Annotated in this window: 17 protein-coding genes, 1 rRNA gene and 1 pseudogene; 6 read left to right on the top strand and 13 right to left on the bottom strand. The window is 71.9% G+C overall.

Features of this window, described 5'->3' with window-relative positions; genetic code table 11:
• Nucleotides 1–6: 6 nt before the first annotated feature.
• From AB0M70_RS16680 to recN, 3 genes are all read right to left on the bottom strand, one after another.
• Nucleotides 7–1,143 carry a glycosyltransferase family 4 protein gene (locus AB0M70_RS16680; protein ID WP_365820716.1) on the bottom strand — a complete coding sequence of 379 codons (1,137 nt, stop codon included), beginning with the start codon at nt 1,141–1,143 and terminating at the stop codon, nt 7–9.
• An 853-nt stretch (nt 1,144–1,996) separates the two neighbouring features.
• Entirely contained in the window at nt 1,997–2,773 is a 777-nt protein-coding gene (locus tag AB0M70_RS16675) for a hypothetical protein (RefSeq protein WP_365820715.1), read from the bottom strand.
• A gap of 147 nt (nt 2,774–2,920) precedes the next feature.
• The gene (gene recN, locus AB0M70_RS16670) at nt 2,921–4,648 is read right to left on the bottom strand and encodes a DNA repair protein RecN (RefSeq protein ID WP_365821124.1); all 1,728 of its coding nucleotides are present in this window, start codon (nt 4,646–4,648) and stop codon (nt 2,921–2,923) included.
• A gap of 222 nt (nt 4,649–4,870) precedes the next feature.
• On the opposite strand from recN, the gene AB0M70_RS16665 reads away from it, so the two are divergent.
• Nucleotides 4,871–6,220: an ABC transporter permease gene (locus tag AB0M70_RS16665; RefSeq protein ID WP_365820714.1), complete on the top strand. Its 1,350-nt coding sequence runs from the start codon at nt 4,871–4,873 to the stop codon at nt 6,218–6,220.
• Between the two features lie 261 nt (nt 6,221–6,481).
• Here AB0M70_RS16665 and AB0M70_RS16660 read toward each other — a convergent pair whose 3' ends face one another.
• From AB0M70_RS16660 to AB0M70_RS16650, 3 genes are read right to left on the bottom strand one after another with little or no spacing between them, the layout of a single operon-like run.
• Nucleotides 6,482–7,387 carry an NAD kinase gene (locus tag AB0M70_RS16660; protein ID WP_363211127.1) on the bottom strand — a complete coding sequence of 302 codons (906 nt, stop codon included), beginning with the start codon at nt 7,385–7,387 and terminating at the stop codon, nt 6,482–6,484.
• 11 nt (nt 7,388–7,398) lie between these two features.
• Nucleotides 7,399–8,214, bottom strand: coding sequence for a TlyA family RNA methyltransferase (locus AB0M70_RS16655; RefSeq protein ID WP_365820713.1), 816 nt, complete (start codon nt 8,212–8,214; stop codon nt 7,399–7,401).
• Between the two features lie 7 nt (nt 8,215–8,221).
• Complete coding sequence (locus tag AB0M70_RS16650; protein WP_365820712.1) at nt 8,222–8,509, bottom strand: hypothetical protein; 288 nt, start codon at nt 8,507–8,509, stop codon at nt 8,222–8,224.
• Between the two features lie 42 nt (nt 8,510–8,551).
• On the opposite strand from AB0M70_RS16650, the gene AB0M70_RS16645 reads away from it, so the two are divergent.
• Nucleotides 8,552–8,899: an SCP2 sterol-binding domain-containing protein gene (locus tag AB0M70_RS16645; protein WP_365820711.1), complete on the top strand. Its 348-nt coding sequence runs from the start codon at nt 8,552–8,554 to the stop codon at nt 8,897–8,899.
• On the opposite strand, the gene AB0M70_RS16640 is transcribed toward AB0M70_RS16645, so the two are convergent.
• The 3 genes from AB0M70_RS16640 to AB0M70_RS16630 all read right to left on the bottom strand — a co-directional run bounded on the left by AB0M70_RS16640 (nt 8,883) and on the right by AB0M70_RS16630 (nt 11,865).
• Nucleotides 8,883–9,734, bottom strand: coding sequence for an ABC transporter ATP-binding protein (locus tag AB0M70_RS16640; protein WP_365820710.1), 852 nt, complete (start codon nt 9,732–9,734; stop codon nt 8,883–8,885). The two genes, AB0M70_RS16645 and AB0M70_RS16640, sit on opposite strands and share 17 nt — an antisense overlap.
• Before the next feature lie 62 nt (nt 9,735–9,796).
• A complete protein-coding gene (locus tag AB0M70_RS16635) occupies nt 9,797–10,825 on the bottom strand; it encodes an iron chelate uptake ABC transporter family permease subunit (protein WP_365820709.1) in 1,029 nt (342 codons plus the stop codon).
• Nucleotides 10,822–11,865, bottom strand: coding sequence for an iron chelate uptake ABC transporter family permease subunit (locus AB0M70_RS16630; RefSeq protein WP_365820708.1), 1,044 nt, complete (start codon nt 11,863–11,865; stop codon nt 10,822–10,824). The genes AB0M70_RS16635 and AB0M70_RS16630 overlap by 4 nt, the downstream gene beginning before the upstream one ends.
• 107 nt (nt 11,866–11,972) lie before the next feature.
• Here AB0M70_RS16630 and AB0M70_RS16625 point away from each other — a divergent pair, with 107 nt between their 5' ends.
• Genes AB0M70_RS16625 through AB0M70_RS16615 form a run of 3 tightly spaced genes read left to right on the top strand, consistent with a single transcriptional unit; the run spans nt 11,973 to nt 14,139 of the window.
• Nucleotides 11,973–12,275: a hypothetical protein gene (locus AB0M70_RS16625; protein WP_365820707.1), complete on the top strand. Its 303-nt coding sequence runs from the start codon at nt 11,973–11,975 to the stop codon at nt 12,273–12,275.
• Nucleotides 12,275–13,306 (top strand): ABC transporter substrate-binding protein, encoded by a 1,032-nt coding sequence (locus AB0M70_RS16620; protein WP_365820706.1) that lies wholly within the window; start codon nt 12,275–12,277, stop codon nt 13,304–13,306. The genes AB0M70_RS16625 and AB0M70_RS16620 overlap by 1 nt, the downstream gene beginning before the upstream one ends.
• Entirely contained in the window at nt 13,306–14,139 is an 834-nt protein-coding gene (locus AB0M70_RS16615; protein WP_365820705.1) for a siderophore-interacting protein, read from the top strand. Before AB0M70_RS16620 ends, AB0M70_RS16615 begins: the two co-directional genes overlap by 1 nt.
• 120 nt (nt 14,140–14,259) lie before the next feature.
• Here the strand turns inward: AB0M70_RS16615 and AB0M70_RS16610 are convergent, their stop codons facing one another.
• Entirely contained in the window at nt 14,260–15,288 is a 1,029-nt protein-coding gene (locus AB0M70_RS16610) for an HAD hydrolase-like protein (protein ID WP_365820704.1), read from the bottom strand.
• A gap of 72 nt (nt 15,289–15,360) precedes the next feature.
• Here AB0M70_RS16610 and AB0M70_RS16605 point away from each other — a divergent pair, with 72 nt between their 5' ends.
• The gene (locus AB0M70_RS16605) at nt 15,361–16,638 is read left to right on the top strand and encodes a DUF1015 domain-containing protein (RefSeq protein ID WP_365820703.1); all 1,278 of its coding nucleotides are present in this window, start codon (nt 15,361–15,363) and stop codon (nt 16,636–16,638) included.
• An 89-nt stretch (nt 16,639–16,727) separates the two neighbouring features.
• Here AB0M70_RS16605 and AB0M70_RS16600 read toward each other — a convergent pair whose 3' ends face one another.
• From AB0M70_RS16600 to rrf, 3 genes and pseudogenes are all read right to left on the bottom strand, one after another.
• Nucleotides 16,728–17,576 carry a hypothetical protein gene (locus tag AB0M70_RS16600; protein ID WP_365821123.1) on the bottom strand — a complete coding sequence of 283 codons (849 nt, stop codon included), beginning with the start codon at nt 17,574–17,576 and terminating at the stop codon, nt 16,728–16,730.
• Nucleotides 17,577–18,098: 522 nt separating this feature from the next.
• Nucleotides 18,099–18,695: pseudogene (locus AB0M70_RS16595) on the bottom strand (hypothetical protein); the annotation flags it as partial.
• A gap of 255 nt (nt 18,696–18,950) precedes the next feature.
• Nucleotides 18,951–19,067: ribosomal RNA gene (rrf, locus tag AB0M70_RS16590) — 5S ribosomal RNA — on the bottom strand.
• Nucleotides 19,068–19,278: the final 211 nt, after the last annotated feature.

Here is a 19,278-nt window from a genome sequence, read left to right as displayed (position 1 = left end):
CCTGCCCTACATGCCGAACGGCCGCGTCAACTCGTCGTAGACGCTGAGCACCTGGGTGACCGTCTCGTCCTCCGTCGGCCATGTCGCCGCCTGTGCCGTGCCCTTGTCCTTGAGGCGCTCCCGGAGCGCGGGGTCGGCCAGGAGGCGCGCGACGGCGGTGGCCAGGGCCGCGGCGTCGCCGTACGGGACGAGCACCGCGGCGTCGCCGACCAGTTCGGGGATGCCGCCGACGGCGGTCGCGACGAGCGGCACGCGCGCGTGCAGGGCCTCCTGGGCGAGCACTGAGCGGGACTCCCAGCTGCTGGGCAGCACCACGAGGTCGGCCGCCGCGAGCATCTCCGATACGTCGTCGCGCCGCCCGACGAGCCGGACCGGCAGGCCCTCGCCCTCGATACGGCGTTGCAGCGCGGCGCGTTCCGGTCCCTCGCCCGCGATGACGAGGAGCGGCAGGGGGTCGAGGTGGCGCCACGCGCGTGTGGCCTCGAGGAGGACGTCGTAGCCGCGCTGCCGTTCGAGCGTGCCGAGCGTGACGATCAATGGCCGCCCGACGGCGCCCAGTTCGGCGAGCGCCTTGTGGCGCAGGCCCTCGGCGTCCTCGGCATCCCCGGTGACCGGTCGCGGCGCGGGGAAGGTCACGGGGGCGAGTCGGGCGTCCCGCGCGCCCCTGCTGCGGGCGCGGTCGACGAGGTCGGACGAGGTGCCGAGGACCACGGCCGCGGCCTTGGCGACGCGTCGCTCCAGGAGGCGCAGAAGGCGGGCGCGCGCGCCTTCCGCGTGCGCGCGCGTGTGCCAGGTGACGACGAGGGGTGTACGGCGGCCGGTGAGCGCGAGGGCGGCACGGAGCGCGGCGTGCAGGCCGTGCGCGTGCACCAGGTCGGCGTCGGCGCATGCCAGGCGGAGGGAGGCGACGGACGCGGGGTCGCTGCTGCGGGGTACGTGTACGTGCCGGGCGCCGGTGCCCGTGAGGTCGTAGGCGTCGGCCGCCTCGGTGGGGGCGCACACCGTGACCCGCACGCCCCGCGCCGCGAGGCCCGCGGCGAGCGACCTGACGTGGGCACTGCTGCCCGCGCTGCCACCGCCCAGGACCTGCACGGTGTGCATCGGGGTCTGACCGTGCGGTGAGTGGCTGCTCACGTGGCTCACGTAGCCGGGGCTCCTGGGTAGGCGTCGGGGGCTGCGCCAAGGATGCCAGTCCGTACGGACGTTCCGGCACCGCCGAAAGGTCTCTTCCGTGTCAGGGCGGGCAACTCCCTGACACGGATCACCCACACGGGTGAGGACAACGAGGATTCAGCACCGCGAACGACCCACGGCCCTCGCATCTTCGCAGCGACCCCACTCCCGAAGAAAGACTTCCGAAACTCCGACACACCAGAACTTCCGCCGCCAGCGCCCCCACCTCTCCCCCGGCGCTCCCGAAGCCCGGCGTCGGCAGGTCTGCCCGCGGCGAATGGCGCCGCCGAGCTTGACGACCGGGGGCGCGCACTCCGGCGCCCCGCACCAACCCACGCCCTCACCCGGAACGGCGCACTCCCCACACCTCCAACGACACGGCCCTCCTCCCCGCACACGCCCGCCGCGTGCAGCACGGCCATGGCCGGCGCTGATACCAAGGCCGACCCGCACACCCGAGCCGCACACTCCCGCAGCAATACGGCCCACAGCCAGAACCACGGCCCAACGCGCCCGAGCCCTTATCCCCAGCCCCCGCAACAACGCTCACCTTCGCGCCATACGCGGCTACCGCCACAATCCCTCCCCCACCCCGCAGCAGGGCCCCACGACGCCACAAAGCCACACCCGGCCGAGCCCCTAGGCCCAGCCCCGCGCCACCGCGCACACCTTCTCGCCATACGCGGACACCGCCACACCCCCTCCGGCGTGCAGTACGCGCCCAGCACGACCGGCGACGCTGAGTTTCCCGCCTGAGGCACGCACTCCCGCACCCAGCACCAGGGCCCCCTCAACGCCACAAAGCCACACCCCGGCCGAGCCCCTAGGCCCAGCCCCGCGCCACCGCGCTCACCTTCTCGCCGTACGCGGCCGCCGCCACGACCCCCGCCGCGTGCAGCGCGAGCCCGGCGCGGTTGTTGCCCGTCGTGATGGCCAGGCCGAGTGCCGCGCCCAGGGCGTGTGCTCCCGCGTCGCCGATCATCGCGCGCTCGCCGATGTCCTCCGGCAGGACGGCCGCCGCGGCTCCCAGGGAGGCGGCGGAGAGGACTCCGGAGGCGCCCCGGCGCAGCAGTCCCGGCGTCCCCAGCGCGACCACCGCTGCGGCGGCCCGTCCCGGGCGTACGTCCACGAGGTTGACGAAGTGGGCGGTGCCCGCGATCACGACGCCCGCGAGGAACTTGTCCACCGGCCGCTCCTTGAGCCGTGCGCCCGCGGCGAGCCCCGCCGCGGCGACCCCGAACAATTTCACGGCCCCGCTGGTCACTTCGCCCTCCCGCAGCGCGCCCAGGTGCGCACGGAAGCCCCGGCGCGGATCACCCTCGCCCGCCACGTCGTCGTACGCCCCGCACGCCCCCGCCGCGAGCACGGCGAGCCCGGCCGCGGCGCGGGCCCTGGCAGGCAGCGCCGCGGCTCCGGCCGCCGCACCGAGGGCGGCAGCCGGCCCGGCGTACAACTCCACCGCCCGCCCCGCGTAGTTCTTCCGCTGCCAGCGGTCAGGGCTACCGGGTGCGCGGGAGCGCAACGCGGTGGTGGCCACGCGGGTGACGGCGGCCGAGGCGAGGAGGGCGGTGAGGCGCCGGGCGGGCTTGCGGTCGATCATGCGGGCCAGGCTACGGGGAGGCCGAGCCCGTCCGGCGTTTGAGGACGAACTCGGCGAAGCCGGTGATCTGCGGTACACAAGGCACCCAGGCACAAGGCACCCAGGCACCCCCGACCAAGGCACCCCCCGCTCAAGGCGCCCCGCCCGCTACCCGTCCCCCCGAGCCGTCGCCAGCAACTCCTCCGCATGCGCCCGCGCGGTCTCCGAGTCCTCCTGACCCGCCAGCATCCGGGACAGCTCCCGCACCCGGTCCTCGCCTTCGAGCACGAGAACCCCGGACCGCGTCACGGACCCGTCGTTCGTCTTCTCGACAAGGAGTTGCCGGTCCGCGAACGCCGCCACCTGCGGCAGATGCGTCACGACCACGACCTGCGCGGACTTGGCGAGCCGTGCGAGCCTGCGGCCGATCTCGACCGCGGCCTTCCCGCCGACACCCGCGTCGACCTCGTCGAAGAGATACGTCGGCACGGGATCCGTGCCCGCGAAGACCACCTCGACGGCGAGCATCACACGCGAGAGCTCGCCGCCGGACGCACCCTTGGCGATCGGCCGCGGCGGGGCCCCCGGATGCGGGGCGAGGAGGAGTTCCACCTCGTCGACGCCCGAGGGACCGTACGCGACGAAGCGCCCGTCGACCGGCACACCGTCCGCGCCCTCCGGCACCTCCGTGGCGGTGATGTCGATCGTCACGCGCGCGTGCGGCATCGCGAGCGAGGCCAGCTCCGCGGTGACGGCCGCGGCGAACCGCGACGCGGCCTCCTGGCGCGCGTCGGTCAACGCCTGCGCGAGCCCCGCGAGTTCGCCGCGGAGCGCGTCCCGCTCGGCGGTGAGTTCCTCCAGGCGGTCGTCGTCGCCCTCGAGTTCGGTGAGCCGCGCGGCCCCCTCCTCGGCCCAGGCGAGCACGGAATCGATGTCGGCACCGTACTTCCGGGTCAGCTGGGTGAGCGCGGCCCGCCGCTCCTCCACCGCCGCGAGGCGCAGGGGATCGGCGTCGAGGTCGTCGGCGTATCCCGCGAGCTCTCCCGCCACATCGCCCAGCAGAATCCCGATCTCACCGATCCGCTCGGCGAGCGCGGCCAGCGCGGGGTCATGGGACCGCACCGCTTCGAGCGCCCGGTGCGCGCCCGCCACGAGCGTCGCGGCGTCGACACCCTCCGGGTCCTCGGGGACCCCCGCGAGCGCGGCGTGCGCGGACGTGGCGGCGGAGGCGAGGGCCTCCGCGTGGCCGAGCCGCTCGGCCTCGGCGGCCAGTTCGGTGTCCTCGCCCGCACGCGGCTCGACGCCCGCGACCTCTTCGAGGCCAAAGCGCAGCAGGTCGGCCTCCTGGGCCCGCTCCCGCGCGCGCGTGGTGATCTCGTCGACCTCGGTCGTCACGGCCCGCAGCCTGCGGTACGCCGCCGTGTACTTGGCCAGCGGCACGGTGACCGCGTCGCCCGCGTACCGGTCGAGGGCCCCGCGCTGCCTGGCCGGCTTGAGCAGGCCCTGCTGATCCGTCTGACCGTGCACCGCCACGAGATCGTCGGCGAGCTCGGACAACAGCCCCACCGGGACCGAACGGCCGCCGAGGTGCGCACGCGAGCGCCCCTCCGCCGAGACCGTACGGCTGATGAGCAGCGCCCCGTCGTCGAGTTCGGCCCCCGCCTCCTCGGCGCGCACGGCAGCCGTGGCATCCGCGGGCACAGTGATCCGCCCTTCCACCACCGCCGCCTTGGCGCCGATCCGCACCAGGGCGGCATCGGCACGTCCGCCGAGCAGCAGGCCAAGGCTGGTGACCACCATCGTTTTGCCCGCACCGGTCTCGCCGGTCACCGCGGTGAACCCCGGCGACAGCTCGACCACTGCGTCGTCGATGACTCCGAGCGACCGTATCCGCATCTCCTCCAACACGGACACGACCTTACGAGGTCATGGGCCAGGTGTGCGACGGCCCCTGGTCTCCTTGCACCGTCCTTCCACGAAGACGCAGGTGGCAAAGGCGGACCGAACGGACGCTGTCACTCGCAGGGGGTGGGGTTTTCCGGGGTGGGGATTACCCCACCACGATCTTCGTGCCAGCCTCCTGGTGCGTGGTGGACCCAGGGCCCCACCATGATCGGTATGGGAACGGGACTGGCATGGGCGGCGCTGCGGGCGCATCGCCCGGCTTTCGTGGGTACGGCGGTGGCCGCGCTCTTCGCGGCGACGGTGGTCAGCGCGTCGACGATGATGCTCGGCGCGACGGGTACGGACGGCCTGTCCGCGCGGGCCCGCAGACAGATCACGGCGAACGGCGTCGGGGACATGGCCCTCGTCCTGCTCATCGGATCGATCTACATGTCGATATTCGTGGTCGCGTCGACCATGGGCACGGCCGTCACCCAGCAGCACCGCGAGCTCGCCCTGGTGCGGTCCATCGGCGCCAGACCCCGGCAGATCCGCCGGGCGGTGGCGGGGCAGGCGCTCGCCGCGTCGGTCCCGGCGGCGCTCGTCGGCTTCGTCGTCGGCGGCTTCGTCGCACGCTGGTGGCACGCGGGCATGGTGTCGCACGGGCTGCTCCCCGCCGAGGCCGACTTCCGGTTCGGCTGGGTCGCCCTGCCGGTGTGCATCGGCGTGGCCGTGGTGACGACGACGCTCGCCGCGTTCCTCTCGGCGCTGCGGTTCTCGCTGCTTCGCCCGGCCCGCGCCCTGAGCGAGGCGGCGACCGGGCGGCGGGGGCTGGGCATGCTGCGGGCGCCGCTCGGCGTGATCGCCGTCGTGGGGGCCTGCGCCCTGGCCGTGCTCCTGTCGAAGCAGCCGGCGGACGAGGCAGGTGAGGGGGCCTTCCTCGTCCTGATCCTCTTCTGCGTCGGCGCGGGACTGCTCGGTCCACGCATCGTCGGGCCCGCGGCCTGGCTGGTCTCCGCGCTGGTGGGCCGGTTCGGCGGCAGCGCGCGCCTCGCCATGCTGAACATCCGCTCGCAGCCCCGCCGCTTCTCCGCCGCGGTCGTGCCGCTCGTCCTGGTCGTGGGCTTCGGCCTGACCAAGATCGGCATGCACACGACGGCGCAGCACCACACGGGCTCGGCGGGCAGCACGGGCGAGGTCTGGCTCGACTACGTGGGCACGGGGTTGTACGCCGGCTTCGCCGCGATCGCCGCGGCGAACACCCTCGCCATGATCTCCTTCGAGCGGCGCCGCGATGTCGCCCTGCTGCGGGTGGTGGGCAGCCGGCGCTCCCAGGTGCGGGCGATGGCGGCCTGGGAGGCCGTGGTCGTCGCGGGTACGGCACTGCTGCTCGGCACCGCGATAGCGCTCGGCACGCTGGCCCCCATCCTCAGCACGGCCTTCGGCTCATCACTCCCGTACCTGCCGTGGGCGGTACCGGCAGGGATAGCGACGGGCACGCTGCTGCTCACCCTGCTCGCGACAGGGCTTCCGGTGGGGAGCGTGCTGCGGCGCCAGGCGATCACCGTGGTCAACGCGACGTGACGCGGGGCGGCGCCCCCGAAAGGGGCGCGGGGCTGTCACATATGCGGCTCCGCCGCGTGGGCGCGCCCAGCCCCCACCGGCCCGCAGGGCATGAGCGCCCCGAAGGGGCGCGGGGAACGGCGCGCGCAACCACACCCGACCCGCAGACATGCCCTCAACAGACGCCCCGCAAGGGGCGCGGGGCTGTCACATATGCGGCTCCGCCGCGTGGGCGCACCCAGCCACGGCAAACCCGCAGCCGAATCCGCTCCAAGCACCACGCTAGTGAGGCGCCCCCCGCCACCCCGAAACCGGCAGGGCGAACTTGGCGACGAGCCGGTCGGTGAACGAGGCGTGGTGCAGCCGGGCGAGCCGCACCGGCACCTCACCCCTGCGCACCTCGACCCGCGCCCCCGGCGGCAGCTCCACGGTCCGCCGGCCGTCGCACCACAGCACCCCGTGCGACGTGTGCTGCTGGACCTCGACGGCGAGCACCGAGTCCGGCGAGGTCACCAGGGGCTTGGCGAACAGGGCGTGGGCGCTGATCGGCACCATCAGGAGCGCCTCCACCTCCGGCCACACCACGGGCCCGCCCGCGGAGAAGGCGTACGCGGTGGATCCGGTGGGCGTCGCGCACACGATGCCGTCGCAGCCGAAGCCGGTGACCGGACGCCCGTCGATCTCCAGGACGACCTCGAGCATCAGCTCGGCCGACATCTTCTGCACGGCGGCCTCGTTCAGCGCCCAGTCGCGGTGCACGACACCGCCGTTGCTGCGCACGACGACGTCGATGGTCATCCGCTCCTCGACCTCGTACGCCTTCGTCACCACCCGGTCGACGACCTTGTCGAGGTCGTCGCGCTCGGCCTCGGCGAGGAAGCCGACCCGGCCCAGGTTCACGCCGAGCATCGGCACCCCGGAGGCGCGGGCGAACTCCGCGCCGCGCAGCAGCGTGCCGTCTCCGCCGAGCACGACGAGCAGTTCACAGCCGTCCAGGCACTGCGGCGTGGCCTCCTTCACCGTGCCCACCTCGGACGGCAGCGGCAGATCGGCCGCCTCCGCCTCCAGGACGCGTACGCCGATGCCGCTGCGCAGCAGTCCCTGGACGACGAGTTCGGCACTGCGGATGGCAGCCGGCCGCCCGGTGTGCGCGAGCAGGAAAACGGTACGAGCTCGGGTCTGGGTCACTCGGGTCTGAGTCAACGGGGCCCCTCCGCCACGGCACGGTCAACGTCCGCCGGGTCGAGTTCGGGCGCCCCGGCACGCAGCCACAGAAAGTACTCGACATTCCCGGAAGGTCCGGGCAGCGGGCTCGCTGTCACGCCACGCACACCGAGCCCGAGCCCCCACGCCTGGCGCGCCACACCGCGTACGGCGTCGGCCCGCAGCGCCGTGCTGCGCACCACGCCGCCGCTGCCCAGGCGTTCCTTGCCGACCTCGAACTGCGGCTTGACCATCAGGACCAGGTCGGCGTCCGGGGCAGCGCAGCGCACGAGCGCGGGAAGGACCAAACCGAGCGGGATGAACGACAGGTCGCCGACGACCAGGTCGACGGGGGTGCCGTCGATGGCCTCCAGCGTCAACTCGCGTACATTCGTGCGGTCCTTGACGGTGACCCGGTCGTCGCTCTGCAGCGACCAGGCGAGCTGGCCGTACCCGACGTCCACGGCGACGACGCCCGAGGCGCCCGCGCGCAGCAGCACATCGGTGAAGCCGCCGGTGGACGCGCCGGCGTCGAGTGCACGCCGCCCCTCGACGACCAGGCCCTGCGGGACGAACGCGGCGAACGCGCCCGCCAGCTTGTGGCCCCCGCGCGAGACGTAGTCGGGGTCGTCCTCGTCGTTCACGACCACGATGGCCGCGGCGGTCTCCACCTGCGTCGCGGGTTTCGACGCGGTGTTCTTGCCGACGGTCACACGACCGGCGGCGATCAGCTGGCTGGCGTGCTCGCGCGAGCGCGCCAGCTTGCGCCGGACGAGCTCGGCGTCGAGGCGGCGGCGTGCCACTCCTGCCACGTTCTGTTCAGCTCCTGTTGTACGGGGGTGAGTACTGGGGTGAGTACTGGGGCGAGGGCGCCGGCGGCCCGGGACGTGCGTCGAGCGCGGTCAGCGCGTCACGCAGGCCCCGGTGTACATCCTCGTACACCTCGATGTGGCCGTCCGTGGCGAGGTGGTCGGCGTCGCCGAGACGCCCGAGCAGGCCGTCCACCTCCGCGTCACCGGTCGGAACACGCTCCACCCCGAGGGGCGCGGGGCCGACGGGGTCGTACGTCTGCGGCTCAGGCTCGGGGCCCGGCAACGAGTCGCTCATGCCACGACGCTACCGCGAAGCGCTGCGGTACCGTCGATCACGATGGCGACGATCGAAGAGTGCCGCACGGCGCTCGACAAACTCTCGGACAACCTGGCGGGCGCCGAAGGCGACGTGCGCGGCGCCGCCGCGCTCGACCGCTCGCTGAGCTGCCGCATCACCGATCTCGACGTGACCTTCACCGGCCGTCTCGAGAACGGCCGGATCACGGTGCTCGACACCTACCCCGGAGCCCCTCGCGAGAAGGCCGAGATCCGCCTCGCCATGGCGGGCGACGATCTGGTGGCGCTGGTCGACGGCGAGCTGAACTTCGCGAAGGCCTGGGCCTCCGGCCGGGTCAAGCTGGAGGCGGGCCTGCGCGACATGCTCCGTCTCAGGTCGCTGCTCTAGCCCCCGCGCCCGCCGCGCCTGCCGCGCCCGCCGCGTCGACCGTCTTCCTCCGCCCCCGCCGTGCCGCGGGCACCACGAGCGGTGTCCCCGACTCCGGGTCGTCGATGATCTGGCACTCCATCCCGAAGGTCTCCCGTACGAGCTCCGCCGTGACGATCTCCGACGGCGGGCCCTCGGCGATGACCTCGCCCTCCCGCAGGGCGATGAGGTGGGTGGCGTAACGAGCCGCGTGGTTGAGGTCGTGCAGGACGGCGACGAGCGTGCGCCCCTGCTCCTCGTGGAGGTCGGCGCACAGATCGAGCACGTCGATCTGGTGCTGGATGTCGAGGAACGTCGTCGGCTCGTCCAGGAGAAGCAGCGGGGTCTGCTGCGCGAGCGCCATCGCGATCCAGACGCGCTGGCGCTGGCCGCCCGACAGCTCGTCGACATAGCGATCCGCGAGTTCGGCGACGCCGGTCGAGGCCATCGACTCGTTCACGATCCGCTCGTCCTGCGCCGACCACTGGCGAAGAAGCCCCTGGTGGGGGTAGCGGCCGCGCGCCACCAGGTCGCCCACGGTGATCCCGTCGGGCGCGATGGAGGACTGCGGGAGGAGGCCGAGCGTCCGCGCCACCTTCTTCGCGGGCATCGACTGGATGACGTTGCCGTCGAGCAGGACACGGCCCGCCGAGGGCTTCAGCATCCGCGACAGGGCGCGCAGCAAGGTGGACTTGCCGCAGGCGTTGGGGCCGACGATCACCGTGAAGGAGTTGTCGGGTATCTCGACGGACAACTTCTCCGCGATGACGCGCTGGTCGTAGCCAAGGGTCACGTCGTCCGCGACGAGCCGATTCACTGCGGCACGCTCCTGCCTGTCGGTGCTCTGGGAGGTATTCGTATCGGTCGCCGTACGCGTCTTCATATCCGCCCCGCCTTGCGCTCGATGACCAGGAGCCACAGCAGGTAGATGCCGCCGAGCACACCCGTGACCACGCCGACGGGCAACTGGTCGGCGCCGAAGGCCCGCTGCGACGCCCAGTCCGCGACGATCAGCAGGGTGGCGCCCATGAACATGGCCGGCATCAGGTTCGGCCCCGGCGAGCGGGTGAGCCGCCGGGCCAGCTGCGGCGCGGTGAGCGCGACGAAGCTGACGGGGCCCGCCGCGGCGGTGGCGGCGGCGGTGAGCAGCACGGCCGAGGCCATCAGGACGATGCGGGTGCGCTCGACGGGCACGCCGAGCGCGTAGCCGACGTCGTCGCCCATCTCGAGCATCCGCAGCGGACGTGCGTAGGTCATGACGAGCGGTACGAGGATGGCGCACAGGACGAGCAGCGGCCAGACCTGCTCCCAGTCACGACCGTTGAGCGAGCCGGTCATCCAGACGACGGCGCGGGCGGCGTCGACGATGTCCGCCTTGGTGAGCAGATAGCCGTTGATCGCGGTGACGAAGGCGGAGACGCCGATGCCGACCAGGACGAACCGGAAGCCGTGCACGCCCCGCTTCCAGGCCAGCACATAGATCGCGAAGCCGGTCACCAGACCGCCCACCAGCGCCCCGCCCGCGACCTGCACCGCGGTGCCCTGGAAGAGGACGATCATGATGAGCGCGCCCGCGGTGGCCCCTTGCCCGAGGCCGAGGATGTCCGGACTGCCCAGCGGATTGCGGGAGATGGACTGGAAGATCGCGCCGCCCAGCCCGAGTCCGGCGCCCACGAGGAGGCCGACGAGGACCCGCGGCAGGCGCAGGTCGTTGATGATGAACTCCTGGCCGGCGTCGCCGTTGCCGAGGAGGGTGCGGATGACGTCGGCGGCGGGGATGGGGAAGTCGCCGGTGCCGATCAGGACGACGCTCGCGGCGAGCGCGGCCAGGATGAGCACGGCGACGACCACGGCCGTGCGGACGTCGAGGCGGAAGCTGAGTCCGCCCCGGGTGCGTATCGCCTTCACAGCTGGGCCAGCCTCCGCCGTCGTACGAGAAAGATGAAGACCGGGGCGCCGATCAACGCGGTGATGATGCCGACCTGCAGTTCGGCGGGGCGCGCGACGATACGCCCGATGACGTCGGCGCCGAGCAGCAGGACCGGCGAGAGGATCGCCGCGTACGGCAGGATCCAGCGCATGTCGGGTCCGGTGAAGGAGCGCACGACGTGCGGCACCATCAGGCCGACGAACATGATCGGCCCGCAGGCCGCGGTCGCCGCCCCGCAGAGCAGCGTCGCTGCGGCCATGGACAGCGCGCGGGTGCGGTTCAGGTGGGCGCCGAGCGCGCGGGCGGTGTCGTCGCCCATCGCCATGGCGTTGAGCGGCCGGGCCAGGCCCAGGGCGAGCACGATGCCGATCACGAGGAACGGCAGGACCTGCAGGATGGTCTCGGTCTTGGCGGAGGCCAGGGAACCGACCGTCCAGAAGCGCATCTTGTTCAGCGCGGCGTTGTCCGTGATCATCACGGCCTGCAGATAGCCGTAGAGCGCGGCGCTCAGCGCGGTTCCGGCGAGCGCGAGCCGTACGGGCGTCGCGTTGCGGGTCCCGCCGAGCGCGTAGACGGCGGCGCCGACCACGGCCGCTCCGGCGAAGGCGAACCACACGTAGCCGCTCAGCGAGGTGACGCCGAAGAAGCTGATGGCGGTGACGACGGCGGCCGATGCCCCGAGGTTGATGCCGAGCAGTCCCGGGTCGGCCAGCGGGTTACGCGTCAGGGCCTGCAGGACGGCGCCCGCGAGGCCGAGGGCCACTCCGACGAGCACGCCGAGCAGCGTCCGCGAGAGCCGCTCTCCGACGACGACATCGCCGTACGTCCCGGTGTCCTGGAAGAGCCCGTGCCAGACCTGGTCCAGGGACATCTGTTTGGCACCGACCGCGATGCTCGCCACGACGACGAGCAACAGCACACAGACCGAGACGAGGAGCCCGGCGCTGCGTATCGCGCGGCGGTTGGGTGGCGCGGGGGCGGTCTCCGCGCTGGCTTCGGGGGGACTGTCGACCAACACCAGGTTAGGTTAGCCTACCCTCGCACTTGACTTCGACGAGAGAGGCACCACCCATGCGTGCCCGCCGCCCGATACCTCCTGGTCCGACCCGACGTGGCGTGCTCGGCATGGACGGCACCCTCGGCATCGGCGGACTTCTGACAGCATGCGGCGGCGACGAGAACGACGCAAAGTCGTCAGGCGGCGCCAAGCGCTGGAGCTTCAAGGACGACCCCGGCACGACGGCGAAGGCCGCCGGTCGCCCGCGCAAGATCGTCACCTACATCGGAGCCTGGGCGAAACTCCCCGCGGTCAAGGCGGACCAGGTCATCTCCTGGTCGAACGAGGCCCAGTTCAGCCACGCCGGCTACGCGCCGCTCATCGAGCAGCTCGCGGCAGCCGTCGACAAGTCGAAGAAGGCGGCAGCCTGATGCCCACCACCCATCGCCCCCTCGCGTCGAGAGGCATGTCCCGCCGCGGACTGCTCGCCTCAGGCGGCGCCCTCGGCCTCGGCGCGCTGCTCAGCGCCTGCGGGAGCGAGGAGAAGAAATCCGGGAAGAGCGCGGACGCGAAGTCCTGGAGCTTCAAGGACGACCGCGGCAAGACCGCCGAGGTGGACCACACCCCGAAGAACATCGTCGCCTACATCAGTACCGCCGCGGCCCTGCACGACTACGGCGTCACCTGCACCGGAGTCTTCGGCCCCTCCAAGCCGGTGGACGGCAAGCCCAACCCCCAGGCGGGCGATCTCGATGTCGACAAACTGACGAGTCTGGGCGAGTCCTTCAACCAGTTCAGCATCGAGAAGTACGCGGCGCTCGAGCCCGACCTCCTGGTCAGCAACATGTTCCCGCCGCCCGCCCTCTGGTTCGTGCCCGCGGACAGCACCAAGAAGATCGAGGCGCTCGCGCCCACGGTCGGCATCAACGGCGCCCGCGCCTCGCTCCTGGAGCCGCTCAAGCGCTACACCGAACTCGCCGAGGCGCTGGGCGGAGACCTCGAGACGGAGAAGGTACGCGCCGCCAAGGCCCGCTTCGACAAGGCCGAGCGCCGGCTGCGCAAGGCGGCGAAGGCCAACCGCGGCCTCAAGGTCCTCGCGATGACCGGCGACGCCGACCAGTTCTATGTCGCCGTACCGGACTCCTACTGCGACCTGAACTACTTCAAGGACCTCGGCGTCGAGTTCGTCGAGGGCAAGAAGAGCGACGACTGGGGCTTCTGGGAGTTCCTCAGCTGGGAGAACGCCGACAAATACCACGCGGATCTCATCATGATGGACAACCGGTCGAGCGCGTTGCCGCCCAAGGAGCTCGCGAAGAAACCCACCTGGGAACTGCTCCCCGCCGTCAAGGCCGGACAGACCGTGCCCTGGTCGATGGAGGAGCGCTACAGCTACGCCGGTTTCGCCCCCGTGCTCGAACAACTCGCCGCCGCCATCGAGAAGTCGAAGAGGCTCACCTGATGTCCGAATCCCCGTACCACTTCTTCGACACCCACGTCCTGCGCACCGAGTACGTCACCCCCTCCATGATCCGCGTCGCCCTCGGCGGCGACGACCTGGCCCGGATGGCATCGGCCGGCCGCGACCAGCGCATCAAGGTGTTCCTGCCGCACCCGGGCCAGGACGCCCCCGTCATGCCGGACACGACGTCCGGCGACGCGGCCAACTGGTACGCCGACTGGTGCGCCCTCGACCCCGACATACGGGGCATCATGCGCACCTACACCACACGTGAACTGCGCCGCGATCCGGACGAGTTGATCGTCGACTTCGCGGTCCACGGCGCGACCCCCTCGCCCCACGACGGGCCGGCCACCAGCTGGGCACGGTCCGCCCGGCCCGGCGCGCGGATCGGCGTGCTCGCCCCGGTCGAGGAGGAGAACGGCGCCTACGACTTCAGGCCGCCGCAGGACACCGACTGGGTCCTGCTCACCGCCGACGAGTCGGCACTCCCGGCGGTCGCGGCCATCCTGGAGACGCTCCCGCCCCAGACGCCGACCCGCGTCTGGATCGAGGTCCACGATCTCGCGGACCAGCAGGAGCTGCCCACGAAGGCCGACGCCGAGATCACCTGGCTCACGGAGGAGGGCTCGACGCCCTCCGCGATCCGCGCCGCCGAGCTGCCTTCGGGCACTCCGTACGCCTGGGTCACGGGCGAGTCCGCGACGGTCAAGACGGTCCGGCGTCACCTGGTCGGCGACCGCGGCTTCGACCGCAAGCGGATCTCGTTCTCCGGCTACTGGCGCAAGGGCACCACGACGGACGAACTGATCGACCGCAACGAAACGGCCTGACCTCCTCCTGGCCCGCCCCACCCGAAGCCACCCCGAGGCCCCGACCACCCGCCACCGGTCGGGGCTTCGCCGCAGGCCGGGCAACAGGGCACTCAGGGCAGCAGGGCACTCAGGCAGCGGCTACACCCCCAGCCGCGACAACGCCTTCCCCGCGTCCAGCGTGCACTTCCCGTCCCCCGCCTCCGTCCACGCCGCCGCGCACAGCGCCCGCAGCCCGTCCATGACCTCGCCCTCGCCGTCTAGCACCAGCTCGTGCCCCCGCACCGAAGCCGTCCACCCGCCGCAGCCGAAGCCGCCCTCCGCCGGGGTCACGTCGGGCTGGCCGGTCAGCATGCCGCGCAGGTCCGCGTCCACGTACGTGGGGCGGTGCTCGGGCGGGGCGGCGAGCAGCTGGGCGCCGTCCGTGACGCCGGTCAGGACGAGCAGCGAGTCCACCTCGCCGTTGAACGCGCCCTCGATGTCCGTGTCGAGCCGGTCCCCCACGACCAACGGCCGCTCGGCGCCCGTCCGCAGGATCGTCTCGCGGTGCATCGGAGGCAACGGCTTGCCCGCCACCTGCGGCTCCGCACCCGTCGCGATGCGGACGACCTCGACCGCCGCGCCATTGCCGGGCGCGATACCCCGCGCACTCGGAATCGTCAGGTCCGTGTTGGACGCGAACCACGGCACACCCCGCGCGATCGCGTAACAGGCCTCGGCGAACCGCCCCCACGCCATGTCGGGACCGCCGTACCCCTGCACGACCGCCACGGGCTCGTCGTCCGCCGAGTCCACCGGCTCAAGGCCACGCTCGCGCAGCGCGACCCGCAGCCCCTCCCCGCCGATCACCAACACACGCGCCCCTTCGGGGACTTGCTCGCTCACCAGCCGAGCCGCCGCCTGCGCGGACGTGATGACGTCCGCGGCCCCCGTCGCGATGCCGAGCTCCGACAGGTGCTCGGCCACCGCGTCCGGCGTGCGCAGCGCGTTGTTCGTCACATACGCGAGATGCATGCCGCCGGACCGGGCCGTCCCGAGCGACTCGACGGCATGGTCGATCGCGTGACCGCCCGCGTACACCACCCCGTCCAGGTCGAGCAGCGCCGTGTCATACGCCTCGCTCAGCACACTTCGGCTGCCTTCGGGCCGCGTCCTGACGGTCTGGCTCATTACGCATCGCTCCTCGATCGATCCCACTCCCCCGATCATCGCTCATGCCACTGACACACATACGATGCAGCAATGAACACAGCGGGTCATACCGACGACCAAGGCCTCGACCTGATCCCGTTCCGGGGCGTGCGCTACGACCCCGATCGGGTCGGCAGCCTTGCCGCCGTGACGTCCCCGCCGTACGACGTGGTCGTACGGCCCGACGGCCTGCTCCACCTGGAGTCCGCGGACCCGCACAACATCGTCCGGCTGATCCTCCCGCAGGCGACCACACCGGCGGCCCGCAACCAACAGGCCGCCGAGACCCTGCACGCCTGGCTCTCCGAGGGCATCCTCGCGCCCGACCCGGAGCCGAGCCTCTACATCTACGAGCAGCGCGACGCCGGCATCCTGCAGCGCGGCGTCATCGGCGCACTGCGCCTCTCGGAGGCCGAGGACGGCATCGTCCTGCCCCACGAAGGCGTCATGCCGCACGTCGTGGAGGACCGCGCGGCCCTGATGCGCGCGACGAGCGCCAACCTGGAACCGCTGCTCCTGACCTACCGCTCGAACGGCGACGCCACGGGCGCGACAGCCGTCATCGAGCGCACCGTGAAGAACAGGCCTCTCCTGTCGACGACCACGGAGGACGGCTTCAGCCACCGCCTGTGGGCGGTCACCGACCCCGCCGACCTGGGAGAGATCCAGTCAGATCTCTCCCACCACCAGGCCCTGATCGCGGACGGCCACCACCGCTGGGCGACCAATCTCAGGCTGCGGTCCGAGCACCCGTCCGACAGCGCCTGGGACTACGGCCTGGTGCTCCTGGTGGACACCGCGCGCTACCCGCTCCGGGTCCGCTCCATCCACCGCTACCTGCACGGACTCCCCGTCTCCGACGCCCTCGCCGCCCTCGGGGACTCCTTCCGCACCCGCACCGTCGAAGGCCCTCTGCCACGCGCCCTCGACGCCCTGGCCGAGGCGGCGGCCGAGGGCAACGCCTTCCTCCTCGTGGGTGACGGCGCCTTCCACCTCGTGGACCGCCCCTCCCCCGACCTCCTCGCCCGTACGATCCCGGCGGACCCGCCGGAGGCCTGGCGCACCTTGGACGCGACGGTCCTGCACTCCACGCTCCTCGATCACATCTGGCAGATCCCGGACGCCCCGGAGCACATCGCGTACATCCACGACACCGAGGCGACCGTGGAGAAGGCGGAACGCGACGGCGGCACGGCGGTCCTGATGCACCCGGTCCGCGAAGAAGTCGTACGCGACCTGGCCCGCCAGGGGGTCACGATGCCCCGCAAGTCCACGTCCTTCGGCCCCAAGCCGGCATCGGGCCTGGTCCTGCGCAGCCTCGACTTCTGAAGCACGCACACACGACACAGGCACCTACGACAAAGGGCGGGACCCCGATGGGATCCCGCCCTTTGTCCGTCGTCCTACGAGGTCAGCCCTTAGGCCTTGCCGCCCTCGCCGCCCTCGTCACCGTCGTCGTCCAGCTCGAAGTCGTCCTCGTCGTAGTACTCCTCCACGCCCTCGTCCTCCTCGTCCTGGACGGGAGCGACGAAGACGACATCGGGCTCGGAGACCGGCGCCGTCTGCGCGACCGGGACCTCCGCGTCGCCCTGGAGCGCGTCGACGAACTCGACACCGTCCAGCTCGGCGAGACGGTCCGACGCGTCGGTGCTGCCGTCCTTGTCGGACTCGACGACCTTCGCGAACCACTCGCGCGACTCGTCCTCACGCCCTGCGGCGAGCAGCGCGTCGGCGTACGCGTACCGCAGTCGCGCGGTCCACGGCTGGACGGAGTTCGACGCGAGCTCCGGGCCCTGCAGGGTGACGATGGCGGCATCGATCTGCCCCAGGTCACGCCGCGCACCGGCGGCGACGAGACGCATCTCGACCTGCCCCGGCTTGTCCAGCTTCTGCACCTCGGGCGCCCCGGCCATGTCGAGCGCCTTCTCGGGCCGGCCCATGCCACGCTCGCAGTCCGCCATGACGGGCCAGAGCTCGACACTGCCGGTCATGCGCTTGGCGGCACGGAACTCACCGAGCGCCTCGCTGTACTTCTGGGTCGCGTACGCCGCGAAGCCCGCCGCCTCGCGTACGGCGGCAACACGCGAGGCGAGCCGCAGCGCGACGCGCGAGTACTCGTAGGCCTGCTCGGGGTCCTCGTCGATGAGGTTCGCGACCATCACCAGGTTCCTGGCGACGTCCTCAGCGAGCCCCTTGGGAAGGCTCTGCAGCTCCTGCTGAACGTCCTTGTCGATCTCGTGGCCCGTGACGTCGTCCGGGATCGGCAGCCGCTTGATCGGCTCGCGGTCACGGTCCCGGTCGTCACGCCCGCGGTACCCACCACGGTCGCCGTCACGCCGGTCATCGCGCCCACGGAACCCACCGGGCCGCCCACCACGGTCGTCGCGCCGCGGCCCACGGTCATCGCGCCCACGGAAGCCGCCACCGCCACCACCGCGGTTGTCGTCGCGACGGAAGCCGCCACGGTCCCCACCGCGATCGCCACCACGGTCACTGCCGCGGTCATCACGCCGGAAGCCGCCACGGTCGCCACCGCGGTCATCCCGGCGGTCGTCGCGACGGAAACCGCCACGGTCGCCGCCACCACGGTTGTCATCACGACGGTCGTCACGCTGGAAAGCGGGACGGTCACCACCGCGGGGCCGGTCATCGCGCCGGTCATCACGGCGATCGTCGCGCCGGAAGCCACCACGGTCACCACCGCGATCGTCACGTCGGTCGTCCCGACGGTCATCCCGGCGGAAGCCGCCACGGTCGCCGCCGCCACCACGATTGTCATCACGACGGTCGTCACGCCGGAACGCGGGACGATCCCCGTCACGACGGAACCCACCGCGGTCGCCACCGCCACCGCCGCGGTTGTCGTCACGACGGAAGCCACCACGGTCACCACCGCGCTCGTCACGCCGGTCATCCCGACGGTCGTCACGCCGGAACGGGGGACGGTCGCCGTCGCGACGCGGGGCGCCGGAGGTCGAGCGGTCGTCACGGCGGAACGCGGGACGGTCGCCATCACGGCGGTCGTCACGACGGGGGCCACCGGAGGTCGAACGGTCATCGCGACGGAACGGAGGACGCCCGCCACCCTCACGGTCGTCACGCCCGCGGAAGCCGCCACCGCCGCCACCACGGTTGTCATCACGGCGGAAGCCACCGCGGTCACCACCGCGATCGTCACGCCGGTCGTCGCGACGGAAACCACCACGGTCGCCACCGCCACCACGGTTGTCGTCGCGACGGAAACCACCACGGTCACCGCCGGCACCGCGGTTGTCGTCACGGCGGAAGCCACCGCGCTCGCCGCCACGGTCATCGCGACGCGGGGCGCCCCGGTCACGGTCGTCACGGCGGGGGCCACCGGAGGTGGGGCGGTCGTCGCGGCGGAACGGAGGACGCCCGCCACCGCTGCGGTCGTTGTCGCGACGCGGTGCGCCGCCACGGTATCCGCCCCGGTCGCCACCGTCCCGGCTGCGCTGCCCGCGCTCCGGTCGCTCGTCGGGAGAGTTGGTGGACATCGGTGACTCCTAGTCTTCGGTACCGCAGTCATTCTCGCGCAGCCGGGTAGCCGGCGCGCTTCGACAAAAACAAAAAGGACCCTTGGTCCCAGCGTGGACGCTGGGACCAAGGGTCCTCCAAAATTTGTTCGGCGGCGTCCTACTCTCCCACAGGGTCCCCCCTGCAGTACCATCGGCGCTATGAGGCTTAGCTTCCGGGTTCGGAATGTAACCGGGCGTTTCCCTCATGCTATGACCACCGAAACCCTATGAAATATCCCGCCGCAGAGCGGGATCCCAAACAGGGCAGCGAACAAGCACACTCTTCAATTAAGTGGTGTAGCCGTTCAGCCGACACAACTGTTCGTTGTTTCAGAACTAACACAGTGGACGCGAGCAACTGAGGACAAGCCCTCGGCCTATTAGTACCAGTCACCTCCACCCGTTACCGGGCTTCCAGATCTGGCCTATCAAC

The sequence above is a fragment of the Streptomyces sp. NPDC051214 genome (assembly GCF_040682375.1).
Lineage (GTDB): Bacteria > Actinomycetota > Actinomycetes > Streptomycetales > Streptomycetaceae > Streptomyces.
The sequence above is the reverse complement of the archived record's forward strand: the minus strand, read 5'-3'. Positions and strand labels throughout refer to the sequence as shown.

Bases quoted from the DNA above. Each gene is read 5' to 3' on its own strand.
- AB0M70_RS16675 (WP_365820715.1), bottom strand. From the start codon at position 2,773: ATGATCGACCGCAAGCCCGCCCGGCGCCTCACCGCCCTCCTCGCCTCG.
- recN (WP_365821124.1), bottom strand. From the start codon at position 4,648: ATGCGGATACGGTCGCTCGGAGTCATCGACGACGCAGTGGTCGAGCTG.
- AB0M70_RS16665 (WP_365820714.1), top strand. From the start codon at position 4,871: ATGGGAACGGGACTGGCATGGGCGGCGCTGCGGGCGCATCGCCCGGCT.
- AB0M70_RS16650 (WP_365820712.1), bottom strand. From the start codon at position 8,509: ATGAGCGACTCGTTGCCGGGCCCCGAGCCTGAGCCGCAGACGTACGAC.
- AB0M70_RS16645 (WP_365820711.1), top strand. From the start codon at position 8,552: ATGGCGACGATCGAAGAGTGCCGCACGGCGCTCGACAAACTCTCGGAC.
- AB0M70_RS16625 (WP_365820707.1), top strand. From the start codon at position 11,973: ATGGACGGCACCCTCGGCATCGGCGGACTTCTGACAGCATGCGGCGGC.
- AB0M70_RS16620 (WP_365820706.1), top strand. From the start codon at position 12,275: ATGCCCACCACCCATCGCCCCCTCGCGTCGAGAGGCATGTCCCGCCGC.
- AB0M70_RS16615 (WP_365820705.1), top strand. From the start codon at position 13,306: ATGTCCGAATCCCCGTACCACTTCTTCGACACCCACGTCCTGCGCACC.
- AB0M70_RS16610 (WP_365820704.1), bottom strand. From the start codon at position 15,288: ATGAGCCAGACCGTCAGGACGCGGCCCGAAGGCAGCCGAAGTGTGCTG.
- AB0M70_RS16605 (WP_365820703.1), top strand. From the start codon at position 15,361: ATGAACACAGCGGGTCATACCGACGACCAAGGCCTCGACCTGATCCCG.